General features: G+C 25.7%; 20 protein-coding genes and 1 pseudogene. 6 read left to right on the top strand and 15 right to left on the bottom strand.

What is annotated here, in order from left to right:
• Window positions 1–117: 117 nt before the first annotated feature.
• Window positions 118–765 (bottom strand): FMN-dependent NADH-azoreductase, encoded by a 648-nt coding sequence (locus NG904_RS14405; RefSeq protein WP_252232307.1) that lies wholly within the window; start codon window positions 763–765, stop codon window positions 118–120.
• Between the two features lie 10 nt (window positions 766–775).
• On the opposite strand from NG904_RS14405, the pseudogene NG904_RS14400 reads away from it, so the two are divergent.
• Together NG904_RS14400 and NG904_RS14395 are read left to right on the top strand one after the other, a co-directional pair.
• Window positions 776–925 (top strand): annotated as a pseudogene (locus NG904_RS14400) (IS1595 family transposase); the annotation flags it as partial.
• Between the two features lie 156 nt (window positions 926–1081).
• Window positions 1082–1429 (top strand): TIGR04076 family protein, encoded by a 348-nt coding sequence (locus NG904_RS14395; RefSeq protein WP_252215398.1) that lies wholly within the window; start codon window positions 1082–1084, stop codon window positions 1427–1429.
• A gap of 219 nt (window positions 1430–1648) precedes the next feature.
• On the opposite strand, the gene NG904_RS14390 is transcribed toward NG904_RS14395, so the two are convergent.
• The 11 genes from NG904_RS14390 to NG904_RS14340 all read right to left on the bottom strand — a co-directional run bounded on the left by NG904_RS14390 (window position 1649) and on the right by NG904_RS14340 (window position 11018).
• Complete coding sequence (locus NG904_RS14390) at window positions 1649–2329, bottom strand: hypothetical protein (RefSeq protein ID WP_252232305.1); 681 nt, start codon at window positions 2327–2329, stop codon at window positions 1649–1651.
• Entirely contained in the window at window positions 2326–3414 is a 1089-nt protein-coding gene (locus tag NG904_RS14385) for a hypothetical protein (RefSeq protein ID WP_252232304.1), read from the bottom strand. The genes NG904_RS14390 and NG904_RS14385 overlap by 4 nt, the downstream gene beginning before the upstream one ends.
• 1 nt (window position 3415) lies before the next feature.
• Window positions 3416–4294 carry an ABC transporter ATP-binding protein gene (locus NG904_RS14380; RefSeq protein WP_252232302.1) on the bottom strand — a complete coding sequence of 293 codons (879 nt, stop codon included), beginning with the start codon at window positions 4292–4294 and terminating at the stop codon, window positions 3416–3418.
• 257 nt (window positions 4295–4551) lie between these two features.
• Window positions 4552–5913: a sensor histidine kinase gene (locus tag NG904_RS14375; protein WP_252232300.1), complete on the bottom strand. Its 1362-nt coding sequence runs from the start codon at window positions 5911–5913 to the stop codon at window positions 4552–4554.
• On the bottom strand, window positions 5901–6563 hold the full coding sequence (locus tag NG904_RS14370) for a response regulator transcription factor (protein WP_252232298.1): 663 nt from the start codon (window positions 6561–6563) through the stop codon (window positions 5901–5903). Before NG904_RS14370 ends, NG904_RS14375 begins: the two co-directional genes overlap by 13 nt.
• Before the next feature lie 120 nt (window positions 6564–6683).
• Window positions 6684–7442, bottom strand: coding sequence for a lantibiotic immunity ABC transporter MutG family permease subunit (locus NG904_RS14365; RefSeq protein WP_252232296.1), 759 nt, complete (start codon window positions 7440–7442; stop codon window positions 6684–6686).
• 2 nt (window positions 7443–7444) lie between these two features.
• Complete coding sequence (locus tag NG904_RS14360) at window positions 7445–8194, bottom strand: lantibiotic immunity ABC transporter MutE/EpiE family permease subunit (protein WP_252232294.1); 750 nt, start codon at window positions 8192–8194, stop codon at window positions 7445–7447.
• Between the two features lie 3 nt (window positions 8195–8197).
• Window positions 8198–8902, bottom strand: a complete 705-nt coding sequence (locus NG904_RS14355; RefSeq protein ID WP_252232292.1) for a lantibiotic protection ABC transporter ATP-binding protein — start codon at window positions 8900–8902, stop codon at window positions 8198–8200.
• A gap of 415 nt (window positions 8903–9317) precedes the next feature.
• Entirely contained in the window at window positions 9318–10058 is a 741-nt protein-coding gene (locus NG904_RS14350) for a M48 family metallopeptidase (RefSeq protein ID WP_252232290.1), read from the bottom strand.
• Between the two features lie 67 nt (window positions 10059–10125).
• Window positions 10126–10434, bottom strand: coding sequence for a hypothetical protein (locus NG904_RS14345; protein ID WP_252232288.1), 309 nt, complete (start codon window positions 10432–10434; stop codon window positions 10126–10128).
• A 101-nt stretch (window positions 10435–10535) separates the two neighbouring features.
• Window positions 10536–11018 carry a flavodoxin family protein gene (locus NG904_RS14340; protein ID WP_252215376.1) on the bottom strand — a complete coding sequence of 161 codons (483 nt, stop codon included), beginning with the start codon at window positions 11016–11018 and terminating at the stop codon, window positions 10536–10538.
• A gap of 400 nt (window positions 11019–11418) precedes the next feature.
• Between NG904_RS14340 and NG904_RS14335 the strand changes: the two genes are divergently transcribed.
• Window positions 11419–11691: a hypothetical protein gene (locus NG904_RS14335; RefSeq protein WP_252232386.1), complete on the top strand. Its 273-nt coding sequence runs from the start codon at window positions 11419–11421 to the stop codon at window positions 11689–11691.
• A gap of 109 nt (window positions 11692–11800) precedes the next feature.
• Here the strand turns inward: NG904_RS14335 and NG904_RS14330 are convergent, their stop codons facing one another.
• Together NG904_RS14330 and NG904_RS14325 are read right to left on the bottom strand one after the other, a co-directional pair.
• Window positions 11801–12802, bottom strand: a complete 1002-nt coding sequence (locus NG904_RS14330) for a C40 family peptidase (RefSeq protein WP_252232286.1) — start codon at window positions 12800–12802, stop codon at window positions 11801–11803.
• A 275-nt stretch (window positions 12803–13077) separates the two neighbouring features.
• A complete protein-coding gene (locus tag NG904_RS14325) occupies window positions 13078–13452 on the bottom strand; it encodes a hypothetical protein (protein ID WP_252232284.1) in 375 nt (124 codons plus the stop codon).
• A 364-nt stretch (window positions 13453–13816) separates the two neighbouring features.
• Here NG904_RS14325 and NG904_RS14320 point away from each other — a divergent pair, with 364 nt between their 5' ends.
• From NG904_RS14320 to NG904_RS14310, 3 genes are all read left to right on the top strand, one after another.
• Window positions 13817–14083, top strand: a complete 267-nt coding sequence (locus tag NG904_RS14320) for a hypothetical protein (RefSeq protein WP_252232282.1) — start codon at window positions 13817–13819, stop codon at window positions 14081–14083.
• Window positions 14084–14348: 265 nt separating this feature from the next.
• Window positions 14349–14744: a thioesterase family protein gene (locus NG904_RS14315; RefSeq protein ID WP_252215364.1), complete on the top strand. Its 396-nt coding sequence runs from the start codon at window positions 14349–14351 to the stop codon at window positions 14742–14744.
• A gap of 222 nt (window positions 14745–14966) precedes the next feature.
• Entirely contained in the window at window positions 14967–16241 is a 1275-nt protein-coding gene (locus NG904_RS14310) for an IS4 family transposase (protein ID WP_252232280.1), read from the top strand.
• A 266-nt stretch (window positions 16242–16507) separates the two neighbouring features.
• On the opposite strand, the gene NG904_RS14305 is transcribed toward NG904_RS14310, so the two are convergent.
• Window positions 16508–17329, bottom strand: a complete 822-nt coding sequence (locus NG904_RS14305) for a rhomboid family intramembrane serine protease (protein ID WP_252215361.1) — start codon at window positions 17327–17329, stop codon at window positions 16508–16510.
• Window positions 17330–17512: the final 183 nt, after the last annotated feature.

Raw genomic sequence — 17512 nt, 5'->3', positions numbered from 1 at the left:
TTAATAATATAAATTCCTAAAGAATAAAAAAATATTACTGGAATTCACAATTTCCAGTAATATTTTAATAATTAATTTACAAACTGCACAAAAATATCTATAGCATCATCGAAAGATTTACCATATACTATCTATTACAAAATCTATCTTTTCAATAGCTTTTTCTATGGCCTTGGTTTTTTCTTCTTCTGTTGTCCCTGTTCCATCTACTAATAATTCTTTAAATTTTTCAATCCCCATAAATTTCATTATACTTTCTATATAATGAACACCTTTATCCATCACCATCTTTAGTAATACATTCATTTTTGCTCCAGATGATTGTATATATACAGCACCTCTTGGTTTATCATTTAATAACCCCTCTGGTTTTTCTCCATCTTTTATATCAACTGTTTTTCCATCCATAACTATACAATCAATGTATTCTTTTAATGGAGCTGGAAAAGACATACTCCACATTGGTGCAGCAATTACATATACATCTGCTTCTTTAAATTGATCTGTTAGTTTAACTATTTTATGAACTTCTTCTTGTTGTTTTTTGTCCAGTTTATTAAATGCTTCTTCATTTACTAGACAGCTTCTCTTTTCAAAATATTCATACTCAAGTCTTGGTATATGACACTTATATAAATCTAATTCCTCCATTTCAAAGTCATCATGTCTCTCTAAAAATCTATTTACAAAAGCTCTTCCTACAGTTTTACTTGCAGACAAATTTTCAGGCTTTGAGTTTACAGTTATATAAAGTAATTTTTTCATAAGAACACTCCTTGCACTCACCTATTTATTTTATTATTTGCAATTTAGTGTACTTAATACATTTAGCACAAATAAAGAAACTGTAAAAACTAAAAACTTGATAGTTCACAGTAATATACCTCATAGTTATACTATGGTAAAGGATTTTAAGAGAACATAATCTATATTTGTATAAATTTAATTTTATTTACATAATTACTATAATTTAATTCCATAAATTATGTATAATAAGAATATAAAGTATTGAACACTCGTATTATTATGCGAGTAAGTTGTTTATTAAACTATTGGATAAATTAGAATTTGGAGGTTAATCATGAAAAAATGGTATGATGAGGAGTACAAATTTGAAATTGAGGTAACTGGGTTTCTTCGCAGTGACCATACAGAGCGGTATTGCCGAAACGGCGAGGAAGTTGGGGATAAGTATACCTGCACCTATGGATGTCCCATAAATTCGGATGGACAGGGTATCTGTTCCAAGGTTATGATGATTATGTTCCCAATCATGGAGTCAGTCAGAAGTGGTGGAGATTTAGAGAATATTGGTGGCAATAGTAAATATAGCAAGGACATTGTATGCCCAGATGGCTGCGTCATGTTCAGGCTGACAGCAAAGAAACTTGACAATGAGAATTTTTATAAGGGAAAGTTTTTTGATTAGTTTTGATTTTTATTGTGCTAAGTTTGAAGATAACCTAAATATATAAATTATTAGGATTAGGAAGTAACGTGGACAAATTAATTTGTCCACTTCTATACGTTCTATTATCAACATTGGTTTAAAACAGAGCCAATTCTTTAATAAATTTGCCTCTATTTTAAATATATTTTTAATTAAAATTTCTTACCATTTAATGATTAGTTTTGATTATCTTACTTACTATTTAAATATACGTTTTGAAAGTTTGTCTGTAATAAAAAATGGGCTTTTATAGAATAATATGGAATTTAGTAAAAATAATATAATAATAAATCCAGATTCTATTACAATATAATATATATATTCATTAGGCTTAGCTACAAATGGAAATAAATTAAATATTGACTGCTTCTTGGGATTAATAATCCAATATAACCAATATACAAGGGAAAATCCATACCCTATATATGAGTTAGAAAAAATATTTGCTATAGTCATAGATAATGTTCCCAAAAGTAATGTACTAAACAATGAAATAATTAAAAATTGTAAATGTGTAATAGGCTCATTTAAAGATAGCTCACTATTAAAGTACATTTTAATATAAAAAATTCCATTTGCTAATAAGATAAAAACAGCAAGCAAAATTCCAATTATAAAATATCTAAACCAGAAGGCCTTTTCTAAGTTGCTATTTGAAACATATAATACTTCTGTCATATCATTCTGCTTATCAATTAACACAATATCTGTTATAAGTATAATACCTATCAGTGGAATATAGATTTCACAAATGTTTGTAAAATCATAATAAGTAGGAGTATACATTGATATAGACATAAGAATAATAAATAGAAGGCAACAAAGCCATTTAAGTGGTGAAAATAAGAGTTTTAAATTGTAATAAATTAAAGATATCATAAAGTTACAGTCCTCCTTGGATTGTTTCTTGAATATTTATAAAGTATACAAGAAATTATAATTAAAATCACTGATAACACTAAATACAACCCTCGATTTAATAAAATAAAATTATTATATGGAATTATATTATCTAAACGAATGACACATTTATAAAGTGAATTTGTTTGGTTTTGCCCTAAAAAAGCACTTTGAGTTGCATTAAAGATAACATAAAGAATATACAATGGAAATACAGCAATAGCTTTCTTTAGAAATAATACTAAAAACATTATAAGAGAGCTTAAAAATAATATAGTTGGAACAATAAAAGTCATATAATCTTTAAAGAAAATTTCATAATTAATTTGCCATCCAGCAGTTTGAAATCTATGGATAATATAAAAATTCATGGCTAGCCCCAATATATACACTATTGATAAAACTGGTAAAAGACATCCAATATATCTACATAAAATATAACGAATTGCAGATATTGGCTGGATAGATATAATCTCATTCATATTATATTTTACATCTTTAGTAAACAATAATATGAATAACGGAAGAATAAGCATTGCACATATTAATTGCATATATGTTACATACTTTTCAAAAAAAACAGTACTGTATCCTTTTCCATCTAGACTGATTTTCATATTCTGATTAATCTCATCAATTGTTCCTACCTTATTCCCAAATTGAGCCTTACAGGCATCTAACCAAGAGATTAAATCTAAATTTTCTTTTGATAAAATTTTATATGCTTGATCAAAGCTCAAATTTTTTTGTTCCATTTTAGTAATTAAACTTTTAATTACATTTGCATCCTCTTTTTTCATTTGGCCCTGAGATATAGTTCTATTTAAATAATCTATGGTATTAGTCTTTAATTCTTTTGGAGAAGCCTTAACATATAAATAATTTTTTGCCTCTCCAGAATGTTCCTTAATGTAAGTAATATCTTGATTATTCATAACAGGATAATGAAAAATTTCTCCCATTTGAGTTATAGCAAAGACAATAAATATTGCAATTATAATTATAAAACTTATACTTGTAATTTGTTTTTTCATTTCAAATAATGTTAATTTTAAATTTTGCATACTACATCCCTGCCTTTTTAGTCATGTAAACATAAGCTTCTTCAAGAAATACTTTTGCTGGCTTGCTATTATTCAAAGGTGATCCTTCATTTATAACTTTAGCAATAATTCCTTGTTCTTCATGTTTATAAGATAAAACATTATGCTTATTCTTAAAAGTATTAAACTCTTCCATATCAGAAAATGAACATTCCCATAAGGTTCCAGAAGCTAACTTAAATAAACTGCTTAAATCCCCATTAAATATTAACTTACCTTCATTTAAAATAGCTAATTTGTTGCAAGTATTCTCAATATCCTCAACAATATGAGTTGAAAATAAAACTGTATTATCTTGACTATACTCATTTAGTAAATTCCTTATTTTTATTCTTTCTTCCGGATCTACACCAGCAGTTGGCTCATCAACTATCAAAATTTTAGGATTATTTAACATTGCTTGAGCCAAACCTACCCGCCTTTTCATCCCACCAGATAACTCTTTGTATTTTTTCTTTCTGTCATTGTACATACCTACATTTTTTAGAACTTTTTCTATTTTCTCTTTCACTAAAGATTTATCTATGTTTGATAATATAGATATATAATTCAGTATTTCTAATACGGTAAAATCCTTATAAAATCCAAACTCTTGTGGAAGATATCCTATGTTCTTTTTGATTTCTGAATAATTTTTTGTTTTAGCTTCTAATCCTAAAATATTAACTTGTCCTTTTGTTGGTTCCATCAAAGTTGTTATTATTCTCATTAAAGTGGTTTTTCCTGAACCATTTTTCCCTAGTAAACCAAAAATCCCATTGCCAATGCTTAAATCTATATTTTTTAAAGCAATAGTATTTTTATTGAATTTCTTTTCTAATCCTTTAATTTCAATAATCATAACAATCCTCCCAATTGTATTAAGTGTACTATTTTATATAGTACTCTTAAATTATAATAAACTATAGATTATAAAAATATTAGTTATTTCTTAAAGATTTCTTAACATATTTTAGCAGTATTATATTTAAATTTACATTTTATTTGATTTTTGTATGTTACAATACTAAAATCAAGTGATTGTCTTTATAAAAAATAATTTTGCTAGTATCTAAATTTATATAACCATTTAGTGTCTTAAAATAGTTTATTAGTTTTCTATAATGGTAACTTAATAACAACCTTTGCTCCTCCTATTTCCTTTGAATTTTCTAATATAAGATTTCCACCATGTTTATTTATAATATTTTTAGTTATATAAAGTCCCATACCATAATGATTTTTAGAATTTCTACTTTTATCACCTTGATAAAACTGTTTTGTTGCTAAACTTAATTCTTCTTCACTAAAACCTCTGCCATCATCCTCTATGCTAAAACTTATATAATTATCATTTAAATCAACTTTAAATAATATTTTTCCTTTCATAGGACAATAATCTATACTATTGTTAATTAAATTTATTATTGTACGCTTTAAATCAATCTTATCTGCATTAATGCTCTCTGGAAGATTATTAATTTCAGTTATAAAATTAATTTCTTTTTCCCTTCCAAGTAAAATTGACTTTTCCTTTATTTCACTTATGAAATTTTTTAAATTTACCACTTCTTTTTTAAGAACCATTTCTTTTTCTGATTTCATAATTTCTATTAAAGATTTTATATAATACTCCATATTTTTAATTTCATTTAATATATTTTCATTAAATACCATAGCATCCGAATTTAAATTTAATTCCCTTAGTAGTTCTGAATTACCTTTAATTATAGTTAATGGTGTTTTTATGTCATGTGCTAAAGCTGCTATCTGATCTTTTCGTGATTTTTCTAAATTCCACTGTTTATTAAGTGATACATTTAATTCTAATCTCATTTTGTCTAAAGCCGATAGTACTTCGTTAACTTCAGTTATACTTGATTCTTCTGTCTCAAAATTTAGATTCTCTACCTTTATGCTTTCAGTAATATTTTTTAAAATCTTCATTTCTTTAGCTACTCTTTTACTAAAGCATTTAGATAATATTATTACTCCTAATATAAATGTTATAATAAATAAAATTACTGGACACCATTCAGCACTTGGAAGATATTTACGTAAAATAGGATTAGAAAACTGAGCCGTTAATTTATATCCTACAGCACAAACTTCATTTTCTCTTGGTATTATCTTATAGTAATTACTACCATAACTAATTCTATCTTCTTCAATCACTTTCCATATTTTTAATGCATTTTTTTCTGATACATTGCTACTAATGACTTTTCCATTTAAATCATATACCACATAATTGCATTCTTTGGGTATAAATTCCGATACTTCATCTGTTACCATAATATTGTTTCTATTTTTCTCTACCATTTGTTCATAATAATTAGCTGGTAAAATCATTCCATTTTTAAGTCCTATAATAAATAAAAATGAGATTATTATAATTTGAAGAACTGTAATTATACAAAATGTAGCTATATACGTAACAAATATTTTAGCTATGCTTTTTTGTTTCTTTATTCTTTCCACTTATAACCAATCCCCCAAACAGTTTCTATTGTATTTATACCTCTTACTTTTAGTTTACTTCTTATATTTTTAATATGTTCTACAATAGCAGTTGTATCACTATGACCATCAAATCCAAAGACGCTTTCATAAATTTGCTCCTTTGAAAATACTTGCCCATGATTTAATGCTAAATATTCACATATATTATATTCACTTTTGGTAAATGAAATTAACTCTTCATCATGATATACTTCTTTTGAATTTATATAAAATTTAAGTTCAGAAATATAAAAAGCATTTTGTTTTTCTCTACGTTCTCTTCTTAAATGTGCATTTACTCTAGCTCTTAGTTCACTTATTCCAAAAGGTTTTGTTATATAATCATCTCCACCAAAACTAAGTCCCTTAACTATATCTTCCTCCATAGTCTTTGCTGTTAAAAATAAAATAGGACAGTCTACTAAACTTCTTATTTTATTGCACAAAGTAAATCCATCAATTTCTGGCATCATTATATCCAGAAGTATTAAATCATATTTAGTGTATTGATTATATGATATTTCATTAGCATTAGAAACAGTAGTTACTATATGGCCTTCTTTTTCTAATGCAACTTTTATAATATTTAATATTCCAACTTCATCATCTATAGCTAAAATAGCAGCCACATTTATTCCCCCTAAAGATTAATAATTTTCTCATTAATATATATTAATTATACTAAAATAAGATATAATTCAAAATATTATAACCATACATAAAGATGTTATTGAAATTTTAAAATTATTTTAAACATACTTTGTACCTTCATAAAATTTAAACCAGATTCCAAAAAGTACTCCTAATAAAATAGTTAATACAACACTATTTTGAATTCCAACATAAATGCTTGCAAACCCATTAGAGTTTATTCCACTATTTACCCAATTAACAGTAAAATAATCTACAAGTCTTATTCCCCATGCACATGGTAGCCACTGCCATATTCCATCTCCAAGTCCTGTAATCATCAATGCAGAAATTAAACTTTCAAATATACCCATTCCAATAGATCCGCCGTTGCCTAATATAAAACTTATCCATAAATGAAATAGATAAAGAAAAATCTGACTTCCAAATATAATTAAGATTACATAAATATAAAAATTTAAAGGCAATAAGTTTTGCTTTAAAACATATTGAAATCCAATAAAGAAAATTCCTATTGCTAATATGGTAGATAAAAATCCTGTGAAAAGCAAAATAAGTACTTTACTTATAAGACATTTTCCTTTTCCATATTCAGTTCCTAAAATTTCCTTAAATCCTCCAGCCATAGATTCTTGTTCTACTACCATTGAAGTTACAATACCTATTACCATAGGAAATGTTAAGGATATAACTTCTAAATATCCCTGTACCTTACTTAGGCTACTCCATGATGAAAAAGAAAAATACCATAAGAATAGAAATGCTCCTATAAGTGGAACACAAATGTGAATCCAGTAAAATGATGTTCTCTTTAATTTTATAAAATCCGATTTCATTAAACGATAAATTGTAGTCATAATTATAATACCTCTTTTCTCTCATACCATATAGAAGTTATATAAGATATTGCTAAGAATAATATAATTGAAACTATCAAACCATACGGAACTGATGAATAAGAAAGAACCTCTGGAGTAAAGGTTTGACTTTCTGGCACTGCCAATAATCCATTAGGTAAAACCCCTAAAACTGGACACATAATTCTAAATGGATAAGAAAAAGGAATCATCCACCAATAACTTTCTACAGCCATAATTCCAAAGAAAATATTAGCTCCTAAACCTAAAATTATAGTCCCAAATAATCCAATCTTATTTTCTAAAAAAATATTTAATGGAACTTGCCACATAAAAGTAATAATAAGTAATGTTGTAGCATAGAATCTGTTTACTAAAGCAATTTCCTTTATACCATCTATATTGATTAAATATACACCTAACTGACTACATACTAAAATAATAGTACATGAAATAGATAAATTCTTTATTCCAATTAAAATCTTCGCAAACCATACTTTCTTCAAATCTATAGGAAGTGCTATTACTGCTTTATTTTTCATATTTCCATCAATTCTACTTAATAAACAACATCCTAATGACAGTGATCCTGGTAGCATCATATTATACCACCAGTTATAACTATCAACTTGAAAATAATCTACTGCAAAAAACATTGATAACAAAATGGTGAATATAGGGGCTAACCATACCAGTTTGTTAATAAAAGTGTGTTTTGTTTTTTTATTCTCTGCTAAAAAATATTTAAGCATTTTTTATACCTCCCTTCTATACTTTCCAGCAATATCTACAAATAATTTTTCTAATTCTTCACCTTTTCTTAGTTCTCCTTGATATCCTAAAACACCACCACATATAATTCCAATATGATCAGCAATTTGTTCTACTTCGCTTAATATATGACTTGATAATATAACTGTAATTCCTTTGCTAGGAAAAGATTTTATGAGTTCTCTAAGTTCTTGTATTCCAAAAGGATCTAGACCATTAGTTGGTTCATCTAAAATAAGTAGTTTAGGACTATTAAGTAATGCAATGGCAATTCCAAGCCTTTGTTTCATTCCCATTGAAAACTGTCCTGATTTTTTCTTTCCAGTATTTTTAAGCTCTACTATATCAAGAACTTCATCAATTCTTGAATCTGGAAGTCCCAGTACTGTAGTTCTAACTTTTAAATTTTCTCTTGCACTTAAATTTTCATATAACGGAGCACTTTCTATCAAAGACCCTATTAACTTCAAATCCTTTCTACTCCACTTATTATCATTAAATAATATTTCTCCAAAACTAGGCTGAATCATCCCTGTAATCATCTTTAATATAGTTGATTTTCCTGCACCATTAGGCCCTAATAATCCATAAATAGAATTTCTTTCAACTTTAATAGATATGTCCTTAACTGCCTCTTGTTTTTTAAATCTCTTACTTAAGTTTTTTGTTTCTAATATAATATCTTTCATTTTTTTTATTCCTCCCTACAATAAAAGAATAAATCCTAATTATAAGGAAACTATAAGGAAACAAAAAAAGATTCATCACTAAAAATTGATGAATCTTTTTATTTTCCTATATTAAATTCTAAATTGTAGGCTTTGTTTTAACAATGTGTTGATATATGCATAATTAAAGTGGACGGAGTAATTGAACTTAGGAATACTAAAAATGATTATAGTCCCATTTTAGCTTGCTCCTAATATAAAATTAAGACAAGCAGTAAATATGACAATACTCATTAAGTATTCTCAAAGTACAATTACAATGCCACTTTACCTATTGCATATATCAACAAATATTAAAAAAACATAGCTTTTTATAATCTATCTGTAACGTTTAATAGAAAACTATTTATCTTTATAATAAGCATTACTTATTTTACTAATCTATAGTCATATTAATTCCATTTTCTTTTAAATATTTATGACACTTCTTATAGTTTGGCATGACTCCTTCTACCCTGTTCCAGAATTGCTTTGAATGATTTCTGAAATCCATATGACACATTTCATGTACAACAATATAATCAATTACTTCAAGCGGAGCCATGCTTATTCGCCAATTGAAATAAGTTTCATTCTTTATATTTATGCTTGCATATCTTCTTTTTTGCTCTTTAACTGTTACTTTAGTTATCTTATCTTCAAACTCCAACTCATGTAATCTTATCCTCTCTTTAACTATATTTAAAGTCTTACTTCTATACCAATTTTCTAAGGCTTTTTTTAGTTTGTCATTCTCATATGTATTAGTATTTATAAGAAACTTTGAAATTCCTTCTATATTTGTAGTTGAGTGTTCATTGATAAAATCTATAGATATTTTCTTGACTTTATCATTGAAAATCAAACAAATAGGATATTCCTTTCCTAAATACATAAAAGTACCACCATTTATAAATTCTCTTTTCACTTTCTTATTTAAAACAGTTTTTAATTCCCTCCTCTTTTCAATAATCCAGTCATGTTTTGAATTAACAAAATTTAATATATATTCTTTTGAAGTCCTTATAGGAGCTACAACTTGTACTTCTCCATTTATATCTATTTTTATACAAATAGATTTTCTTTTTCTTCTTATAATCTGAAACTCAATAATTTCACCTTTGTATTCAAAATTCATTCAAACTCCTCCAACAGTTTAGGTTTTTATTAATCAATATAACTAAAAAGTCAGTAATAATTTTAAATTACTGACTTTTTGTTCCTCGTATATTAATATAAATTTTTTTTATTAGCAATAATAAAAAATATATAATTACTACATTAATAAATAGTTCAAATATATTAATATTCATTCCTTTATTACCATTAAATAAATTAACAAATAAATTTAAATTACTCTCATTTAATTGATATATACATAAATATCTAAATGGAAATCCAAATGAATATTCAATTATACTTCCACCTTTTGTGATAGTAGCTGGTATAATAAATGTAATAATTATGGATATCATTATACTTAACTTAAACCCTATAGTTTGTATTCTCCTCATAATTACATCCTAACAGCAAGATATTTTTTCGTATTGTTAAACACCTATCTTTAAACAGTATAAATTATTAATATCTTTTTAACAATTCATTTTAAATAGCGTTACACAAGTATTTCATCTATCCATTTTATTGCCTTTTCTATATTTTCTTCTTTATTATTTTTAATTGGTTCAAGGAAATCAATTTCTCCTATAAAATTATTATTTGGAATTTCCTTCTTTATAATCTTAAAGAATTTTGATGCTCCACCGCCTCCATGGCAAGCGAATAATCCTATGTTTTTGTTTTTTATATTATAAGTATCTAAAAAAGTATTAAATGGCGGTGCATATGTTCCTACCCATATAGGTGTACCAATAAATATATTTTCGTATTTTTCTATATCAATGTCTATGTTCTTTAGCTTTGGCTTTTCTTTAAATAATACACTTTTTCCTCCCCAAAAGAACTTCTTAAATCCTGAATTACAATAATTCTTCTCTGGTATCAATTCTAAAATATCAGCATTCAATCTCCTAGCCATAGCATTTGCTATTAGCTTTGTACTTCCTTCTAATGAATAAAATACTACTAAATTTTTCATATATACTCCCTGCTTTTCACATTTATTTTAGTAAGATACTAATATTTAATTTCTACTATATTTAATATTAGAAATATGTATTAATTACTCAGTTTCTTGATAATTAAATTTTCATAATATCATATTCTTTATACTATTATATCATAAATTTAGACTTTGACTTAATGCAACACTTATATATAATTTTCTAAATTTTACCTAGATATATTTTCTTATATATGTTGTATAATCTAAAGTATATTAAGAAAAAGTATATTATTAAATACAATATATAATTTAATGGTTATTTTAAATATATCAACAAATTACTATAAGAATAAACTAATTTGAAAGATTAGTATTTTATTCTAAGGAATGAGAAAACTATATGTAATTTATTTTATACAAAGGAGTATTATTGATGGATCAAATATTTAATACTATATTATCTAAGCTTGATTCCATTGAGCAAAATCAAAATTCAATAAAATTTGATATTAATGCTTTGCAATCTGATATTAATATATTAAAATCCGATGTTTCTTCTACTAAAATTGATGCAATTAAATTGCAATCTGATGTTTCAAATATAAATAAAAAACTTGATACCATTTACGATCAAACAGCAAATTTAACAGAATTCAGTACGGAAACTAAGGATAATTTAAATTCTATATCAGAAAAGGTAATCTAATATTAAATTTATAAAAATGGGTATAGTAAGTATTGCTTACTACACCCATTTTTATTTTTGCTTCCATTTTAAATATGTGTTTATATAGGCATTCTATTAAGATGTAATCTTAATCTACCTTTAGTACTCTTCCAGCATATTTCATATTAGATGTACTTAATGTACTTATCTTTATAAAATCTCCTGTATGAGGTGCATGAAGAAACTTATCATCCCCTATATACATTCCAACATGTGTTGAGTTTGATGATTTATTAAATACCAAGTCCCCTGGTTTTAATTCTGATAAACTAATAGGTTTTGCAAAACTTTGTTGTTCCTCCGATACTCTAGGTAACTCTATTCCTTTTGTATTAAATACATATTGCATAAGACCTGAACAATCGAACCCTTCTGGAGTTGTTCCTCCCCATAAATACGGAATTCCTAAATACTTTTGAGCTTCATTAATTATAGCTTTTGCTTCAGCAGACATGTCAGATGGTAATGTTATTGGTATTATACTGCTTGTACTATCTACTAATATATCACTATTTTCTTGTACATAATCTATAAGTTGTTTCTTTTGGTCTTCTAAATCTGTAATGTATTTTTCTATTTCCTCTTTATTTTTTTGTAACTCTTCATTTTCTTTTTCTATTTTCTTTTGCATATCATTAAGATTTTGCTCAGCATTTTTAGCTTCTTTAACAAGATTTTTATCACTCTTACACATTTGAGAAATTACTTCAACTTTCCCTACAGCATCCATTATATTTCCTGAAGTAAATAAAGCTTCTAAATATTTTAATGGTGTCACTTTAAAACCACCATTCATATGAACATTTCTTAACCTTTCAGATAACAGTTCATCCTTTTCTTCTAAATTCTTTTTAGCTATTTCTAGTTCTTCTTCATTTGCTTTTATTTCATTTTCCTTTTCTAGAATTTGCTCTTTATATTTATTTAACTTGTCCATGTTTGTTTCAATTTTACTATCATATTCTTGTATGTTTTGAATAACTTCATTTATACTTAAATTATTTGGAGCTGCAAGGACTGGTATAGTACTACTTACAGAATTTAAAAGTATAACTGCTGATATAATTATAGTTGTAAACTTCTTTTTCATCATATTCTCCTTATATAACTTTATACAATATAAAACCCTAATCTCCACTCCTTCATTTAATAACTATATGAGTAAATTTAATTTTATTAGTATAAAAGGTTACTTTTATTATAAATCAAAGTAAGTTCTTATTTTTTACGAATTTATTAATAATTTATTATTTTAAAAAAAAGTGGCTATATTAGCCACTTTCTACAAAATCTTAGCATTTCTAAGTTCAATTACTCCGCCCACTTTGCTTATGCATATATCAACACGCTACTAAAACAGAGCCATTATTTTAAATATTCTTCTAAAATTCTTCTATCAAGTTCTTCAAATTCATATTTTTCTAAATTATTTTTACTTATCCAATCTGCATCAGCATAACTTTTGTCCAAAACATATCTTTCTCTCAGTACTCCAGTATATACCTTTACTGCTTCTTCTTCATTTATACTGAATTCTTTAAATTCTTCAAGTTGAAAAATTACTGTCTTTAACATTTTATTTGCTGCTTTACTTAAAGATCTTTCACAATCTTTTTTTCCTTTTAAGGGTGTGTTAAGTAATGACCATATTTCCTGTTGTCCTCTTTTAACCTTCTTTTTTAAAACTAAAATGTTGTTAAAATCATCTTTTAATATTAATACACATCCAATAATATTCATAGCTGTATTCTCCCCACATTTAATCTCTTGTATTTTATTTATAAATAAATTATAACTCAATAGTCTAAATTATGAAACATATTTGACATAATTTTTAAATTAATAAAAGTTTTTAATAATGTGAATAGAAAATTTTTCACATCTTACTATTTTTATTAAATCCGATGTAAAATTAATAATTTAATATTATAAATTAAATTTTAAATGTATTCTTAAATATATTCTCATTTTTTTAAAAAATTTTTAATAATCTGTTAATTTAATCAAGGTGTAAATATAAAAAAAATAAGTTATATTATACTTAAGAAAAGGTTTTAAACTAAAAAAATTATTATAAAATATTTTTAAAATCGGAGGGATTATTATGAACTATGGAACACTAAAAAAATCTAAATTACACTTAGTAGCTAATGCTACTAAAAATATCTCTCAAAATAAAAGTTTAGAAAATTCATTAGATTTATCAGAAATTTTAACAAAAATATGGAATCGTATTTCTAATTTATTTAATAATAATTCAGAAGCTATTTATGATTGTAACAAGTATTATTCTTATAATCATAATAATAAATATACAGTTGAAGATCCTACTGAGATAACATTAATTTCATCAAGAAGAACTTTTTATTAAAACGAATATTTTACAATTAATATAAATTTTATACAATAATTATTATTGAAGTCTCAAACTGTCTTAAAACAGTCTGAGACTTCCTTTTTTCATCTTTGAATAATCTCTGAATTTATTTGATATTTATACTTTAACTTAATATATTCCACATTTTGAGCTATCTTTTATGTAAAATCAATTGTGCAAAAACTTCCATATTCTCTGGTGTAATCGTATTAAATATGCTATAATTTAACTATACTTTAAATGAAAGGATGAATACATAATGAACGAACCAAAAATCGGACAAATATCTAAAAGAGAACTTATTGTTACAAAAGATACACTAGCAGTTAATGTTGGAAGTGGAAGCGTTGAAGTTTTTGCTACTCCAATGGTTGCAGCTATAATGGAAGGTGCTGCTGCTGATTTAGCTCAAACTTTTTTAGAAGATATTTATACTACTGTTGGTACAAAAATCACAGTAAATCATCTAGCAGCAACTGCAGAAGGTGTTAAAGTTTTTGCTGAAGCTGAGCTTACAGCCGTAGACGGTCGTAAATATTCTTTTTCATTAAAGGCATTTGATAATAAAGGCTTAATTGCTACTGGTGAGCATGAGCGTGTATGTATAAAAAAAGATAGCTTTATAAACAAAGCAATTGAACGTAAAAATTCATAGTTTTGTTTTATATATTCCCAAAATCTTATTTAACCAAAAAGAGCCTAACAAAATGATTGCAAAAATCAATTTGTTAGGCTCTTTTCTACCCCTGGGGCAATGTCATAAAGCTAAGCTTGGATAAATTGGAAAATAGAAAAATAAATATTCAGAAAATAAGGTTTTGAAGGAAATTCCTCTATAATCAATACTGCATTATTAGTATTGATGGAGGAATTTTTTATGTTTAAAATTTATAATTTAAAAGAAGGAATAAAAACAACAAATAAAATTATAAATGATATAATGTTTTTATATGATTTTAGGAGTAAAAAAACTTATTTCACAAGGATGGGACGAAGCAAAATGAAATTTAATGACATAATATTATTTATACTAAATTTTGTTAAAAAAACATTACAAATTGAATTAGATGACTTTTTTAAAAAAGTACATGAAAATGATATAACTATTACCAAACAAGCTTTCTCGCAAGCCCGCCGAAAGGTTTTACCTGAAGCTTTTATATACCTTTTAGATAAAATAAATGAAGGATTCTATAGTGTACCATTTAAAAAATATCGTGGATATAGATTATTAGCCATTGATGGTACAGTCCTGCAGTTACATAATAGCGAAGAACTTAAGAATACATATGGATATATAGAAAATCAAAATGCTAAAGTGGCTCGTGCACGAGCTTCTGCATTATATGATATAGAAAATGATATGATAGTAGCTTCAAAATTAGAACATTATAGAATAGGTGAAAGAGAGACTGCTGAAAAGCTACTTAATAAACTTTGTGAATTAGGTAAATATAATGATTTGATATTGTTTGATAGAGGGTATCCTTCAAAAGATTTTATAGACTTTATTGAAACTAAAAATTTAAAATATTTAATGAGGGTAAGTACTAGGTTTTTAAAGATTGTTGTTAACGCCCCGAAGGAAGATCAAGTTATAGAAGTTAAACATAATCAAGTTACTCTAAAAATAAGAGTTATAAAGTTTAAATTAGATTCTGGAATTACAGAAATATTAATAACAAATATATTTGATGAAGGCTTTTCAGTTGCGGATTTTAAAGAACTTTATTTTAAAAGATGGGCAATTGAAGTTAAATATAATGAAATTAAAAATAAACTACAAATTGAAAATTTTACTGGTAAAACTCAAATGGCTATAGAGCAAGATTTTTATGCAACAATATACTTAGCAAATATGGTTTCCCTAGCCAAGAAAGATGCTGAAAGAAGCATGGCAGAAAAATATACTGATAAAAATTTAAAATACGAATACAAAATTAATACTAATATACTAATCGGTAAACTTAAAGATACATTAATTACTTTAATAGCCATGAACAATCCATGGAAACGCTCACGAATGTTAAAGTTTATTCAAGAAGAAATTGAAAGAAATGTAATTCCAATAAGACCCAATAGAACATTTGAAAGAAAAGAAAATAGAAATACTCAAATGATAAATAGAATGAATAAAAAAAGATCACTATAAAATACAATATTATGTATTTATGAAAAAACTTTCATTTAATACTAATGAGAGTTTTTTTGTTATGTTTAAAATAAAAAGTATACATATATCACTAATAATTTATTTAAGAAAAGTCCGTGAAAATACGGACTTTTCTTTGAAAATATATCATTTTGTATTTTTTTGAAGCTTAACTTACTGACATTGACCCCTGGGGTCCAAAAAATGGTAATAAGAAAGGTTATTGCATTATATTAACAAGATCTCTAAAATCATCTCAAATTTTTTTACTCTATAATATGCTCATGATCATATATATGTTTTTCACAATATGCATAATCACCTTTACATTTACTACAATATCTAAACAACATATTAGGATCATCTTTATCCGTCATTCCACATACTGCACATTTATGTCTGTATTGTTTTTTATTTGCTTTTATTGACTTTTTATATTCACTCATTCTTATTACAGAACCTTTTCTAACTCTTGTTTCTTTATAATCACTTTTTCCAAAGAACAACAAGTAGTTAATTATTGGTACTATACATACAATTACACCTATAAATCCTCCACCATTAATTAATGAAGAAACTATATCAAATACTATTTTGGCCCATGCTAGATACCCTAACCATTTCATTTTTACAGGTATTATAAAAAATAATAATATAGTATATTCAGGAAATAGTTTTGCAAATGCTAAGAAAATTGATAATGTAACTGCTGCACCTGTTGCAGGAATTCCTGTTAAAAATGATATTATTATAGTACTTAACATTCCAACAAAAAAATAAACATTAAATTTAAATCCACCCCATACATTCTCTAATGTGGTGCCTACAATATAATCAAAATACAGACCTAATGCTACCATAAATATACTTCCACTTAAAGGCGGTATTAATACAAATGTAATAAGTCTCCAAATTTCACCATTCATTATAGCTTGTGGAGATAAAACTAATTTATTTACATAACTAAAGTTACCTAAAATAATGTATGTTACCGCATACACAAAAGCACTTAAGCTAATAACTAACCACATTAAATTAGGTATATAATATTTACCAAACTTTCTTTCTAGTTTATTAAGCCATTTCATTTGTGAACTTCCTTTCTAAAAATACTATTTGCTTTCTTATAATTTTACCATAAAGCTTTCCATAATAAAACAAAAAGCAGAGCCTTCCCAAACTCTGCTTTTCTTTTTCTATTGTATCTTAAGATACAATACTTTAAATTATGGCTATGTTTTAAATGTGTGTTGATATATGCAATAGGTAAA

Source organism: Clostridium sp. ZBS15, from assembly GCF_023845705.1.
GTDB classification, from domain to species: Bacteria; Bacillota; Clostridia; order Clostridiales; family Clostridiaceae; genus Clostridium; species Clostridium aquiflavi.
Note: the sequence above shows the minus strand (reverse complement) of the source record. Positions and strands in the feature narration are given on the sequence as shown.

Bases quoted from the DNA above. Each gene is read 5' to 3' on its own strand.
- NG904_RS14405 (WP_252232307.1), bottom strand. From the start codon at position 765: ATGAAAAAATTACTTTATATAACTGTAAACTCAAAGCCTGAAAATTTG.
- NG904_RS14395 (WP_252215398.1), top strand. From the start codon at position 1,082: ATGAAAAAATGGTATGATGAGGAGTACAAATTTGAAATTGAGGTAACT.
- NG904_RS14390 (WP_252232305.1), bottom strand. From the start codon at position 2,329: ATGATATCTTTAATTTATTACAATTTAAAACTCTTATTTTCACCACTT.
- NG904_RS14385 (WP_252232304.1), bottom strand. From the start codon at position 3,414: ATGCAAAATTTAAAATTAACATTATTTGAAATGAAAAAACAAATTACA.
- NG904_RS14380 (WP_252232302.1), bottom strand. From the start codon at position 4,294: ATGATTATTGAAATTAAAGGATTAGAAAAGAAATTCAATAAAAATACT.
- NG904_RS14365 (WP_252232296.1), bottom strand. From the start codon at position 7,442: ATGACTACAATTTATCGTTTAATGAAATCGGATTTTATAAAATTAAAG.
- NG904_RS14360 (WP_252232294.1), bottom strand. From the start codon at position 8,194: ATGCTTAAATATTTTTTAGCAGAGAATAAAAAAACAAAACACACTTTT.
- NG904_RS14355 (WP_252232292.1), bottom strand. From the start codon at position 8,902: ATGAAAGATATTATATTAGAAACAAAAAACTTAAGTAAGAGATTTAAA.
- NG904_RS14350 (WP_252232290.1), bottom strand. From the start codon at position 10,058: ATGAATTTTGAATACAAAGGTGAAATTATTGAGTTTCAGATTATAAGA.
- NG904_RS14345 (WP_252232288.1), bottom strand. From the start codon at position 10,434: ATGAGGAGAATACAAACTATAGGGTTTAAGTTAAGTATAATGATATCC.
- NG904_RS14340 (WP_252215376.1), bottom strand. From the start codon at position 11,018: ATGAAAAATTTAGTAGTATTTTATTCATTAGAAGGAAGTACAAAGCTA.
- NG904_RS14335 (WP_252232386.1), top strand. From the start codon at position 11,419: ATGGATCAAATATTTAATACTATATTATCTAAGCTTGATTCCATTGAG.
- NG904_RS14330 (WP_252232286.1), bottom strand. From the start codon at position 12,802: ATGAAAAAGAAGTTTACAACTATAATTATATCAGCAGTTATACTTTTA.
- NG904_RS14325 (WP_252232284.1), bottom strand. From the start codon at position 13,452: ATGAATATTATTGGATGTGTATTAATATTAAAAGATGATTTTAACAAC.
- NG904_RS14320 (WP_252232282.1), top strand. From the start codon at position 13,817: ATGAACTATGGAACACTAAAAAAATCTAAATTACACTTAGTAGCTAAT.
- NG904_RS14315 (WP_252215364.1), top strand. From the start codon at position 14,349: ATGAACGAACCAAAAATCGGACAAATATCTAAAAGAGAACTTATTGTT.
- NG904_RS14310 (WP_252232280.1), top strand. From the start codon at position 14,967: ATGTTTAAAATTTATAATTTAAAAGAAGGAATAAAAACAACAAATAAA.
- NG904_RS14305 (WP_252215361.1), bottom strand. From the start codon at position 17,329: ATGAAATGGCTTAATAAACTAGAAAGAAAGTTTGGTAAATATTATATA.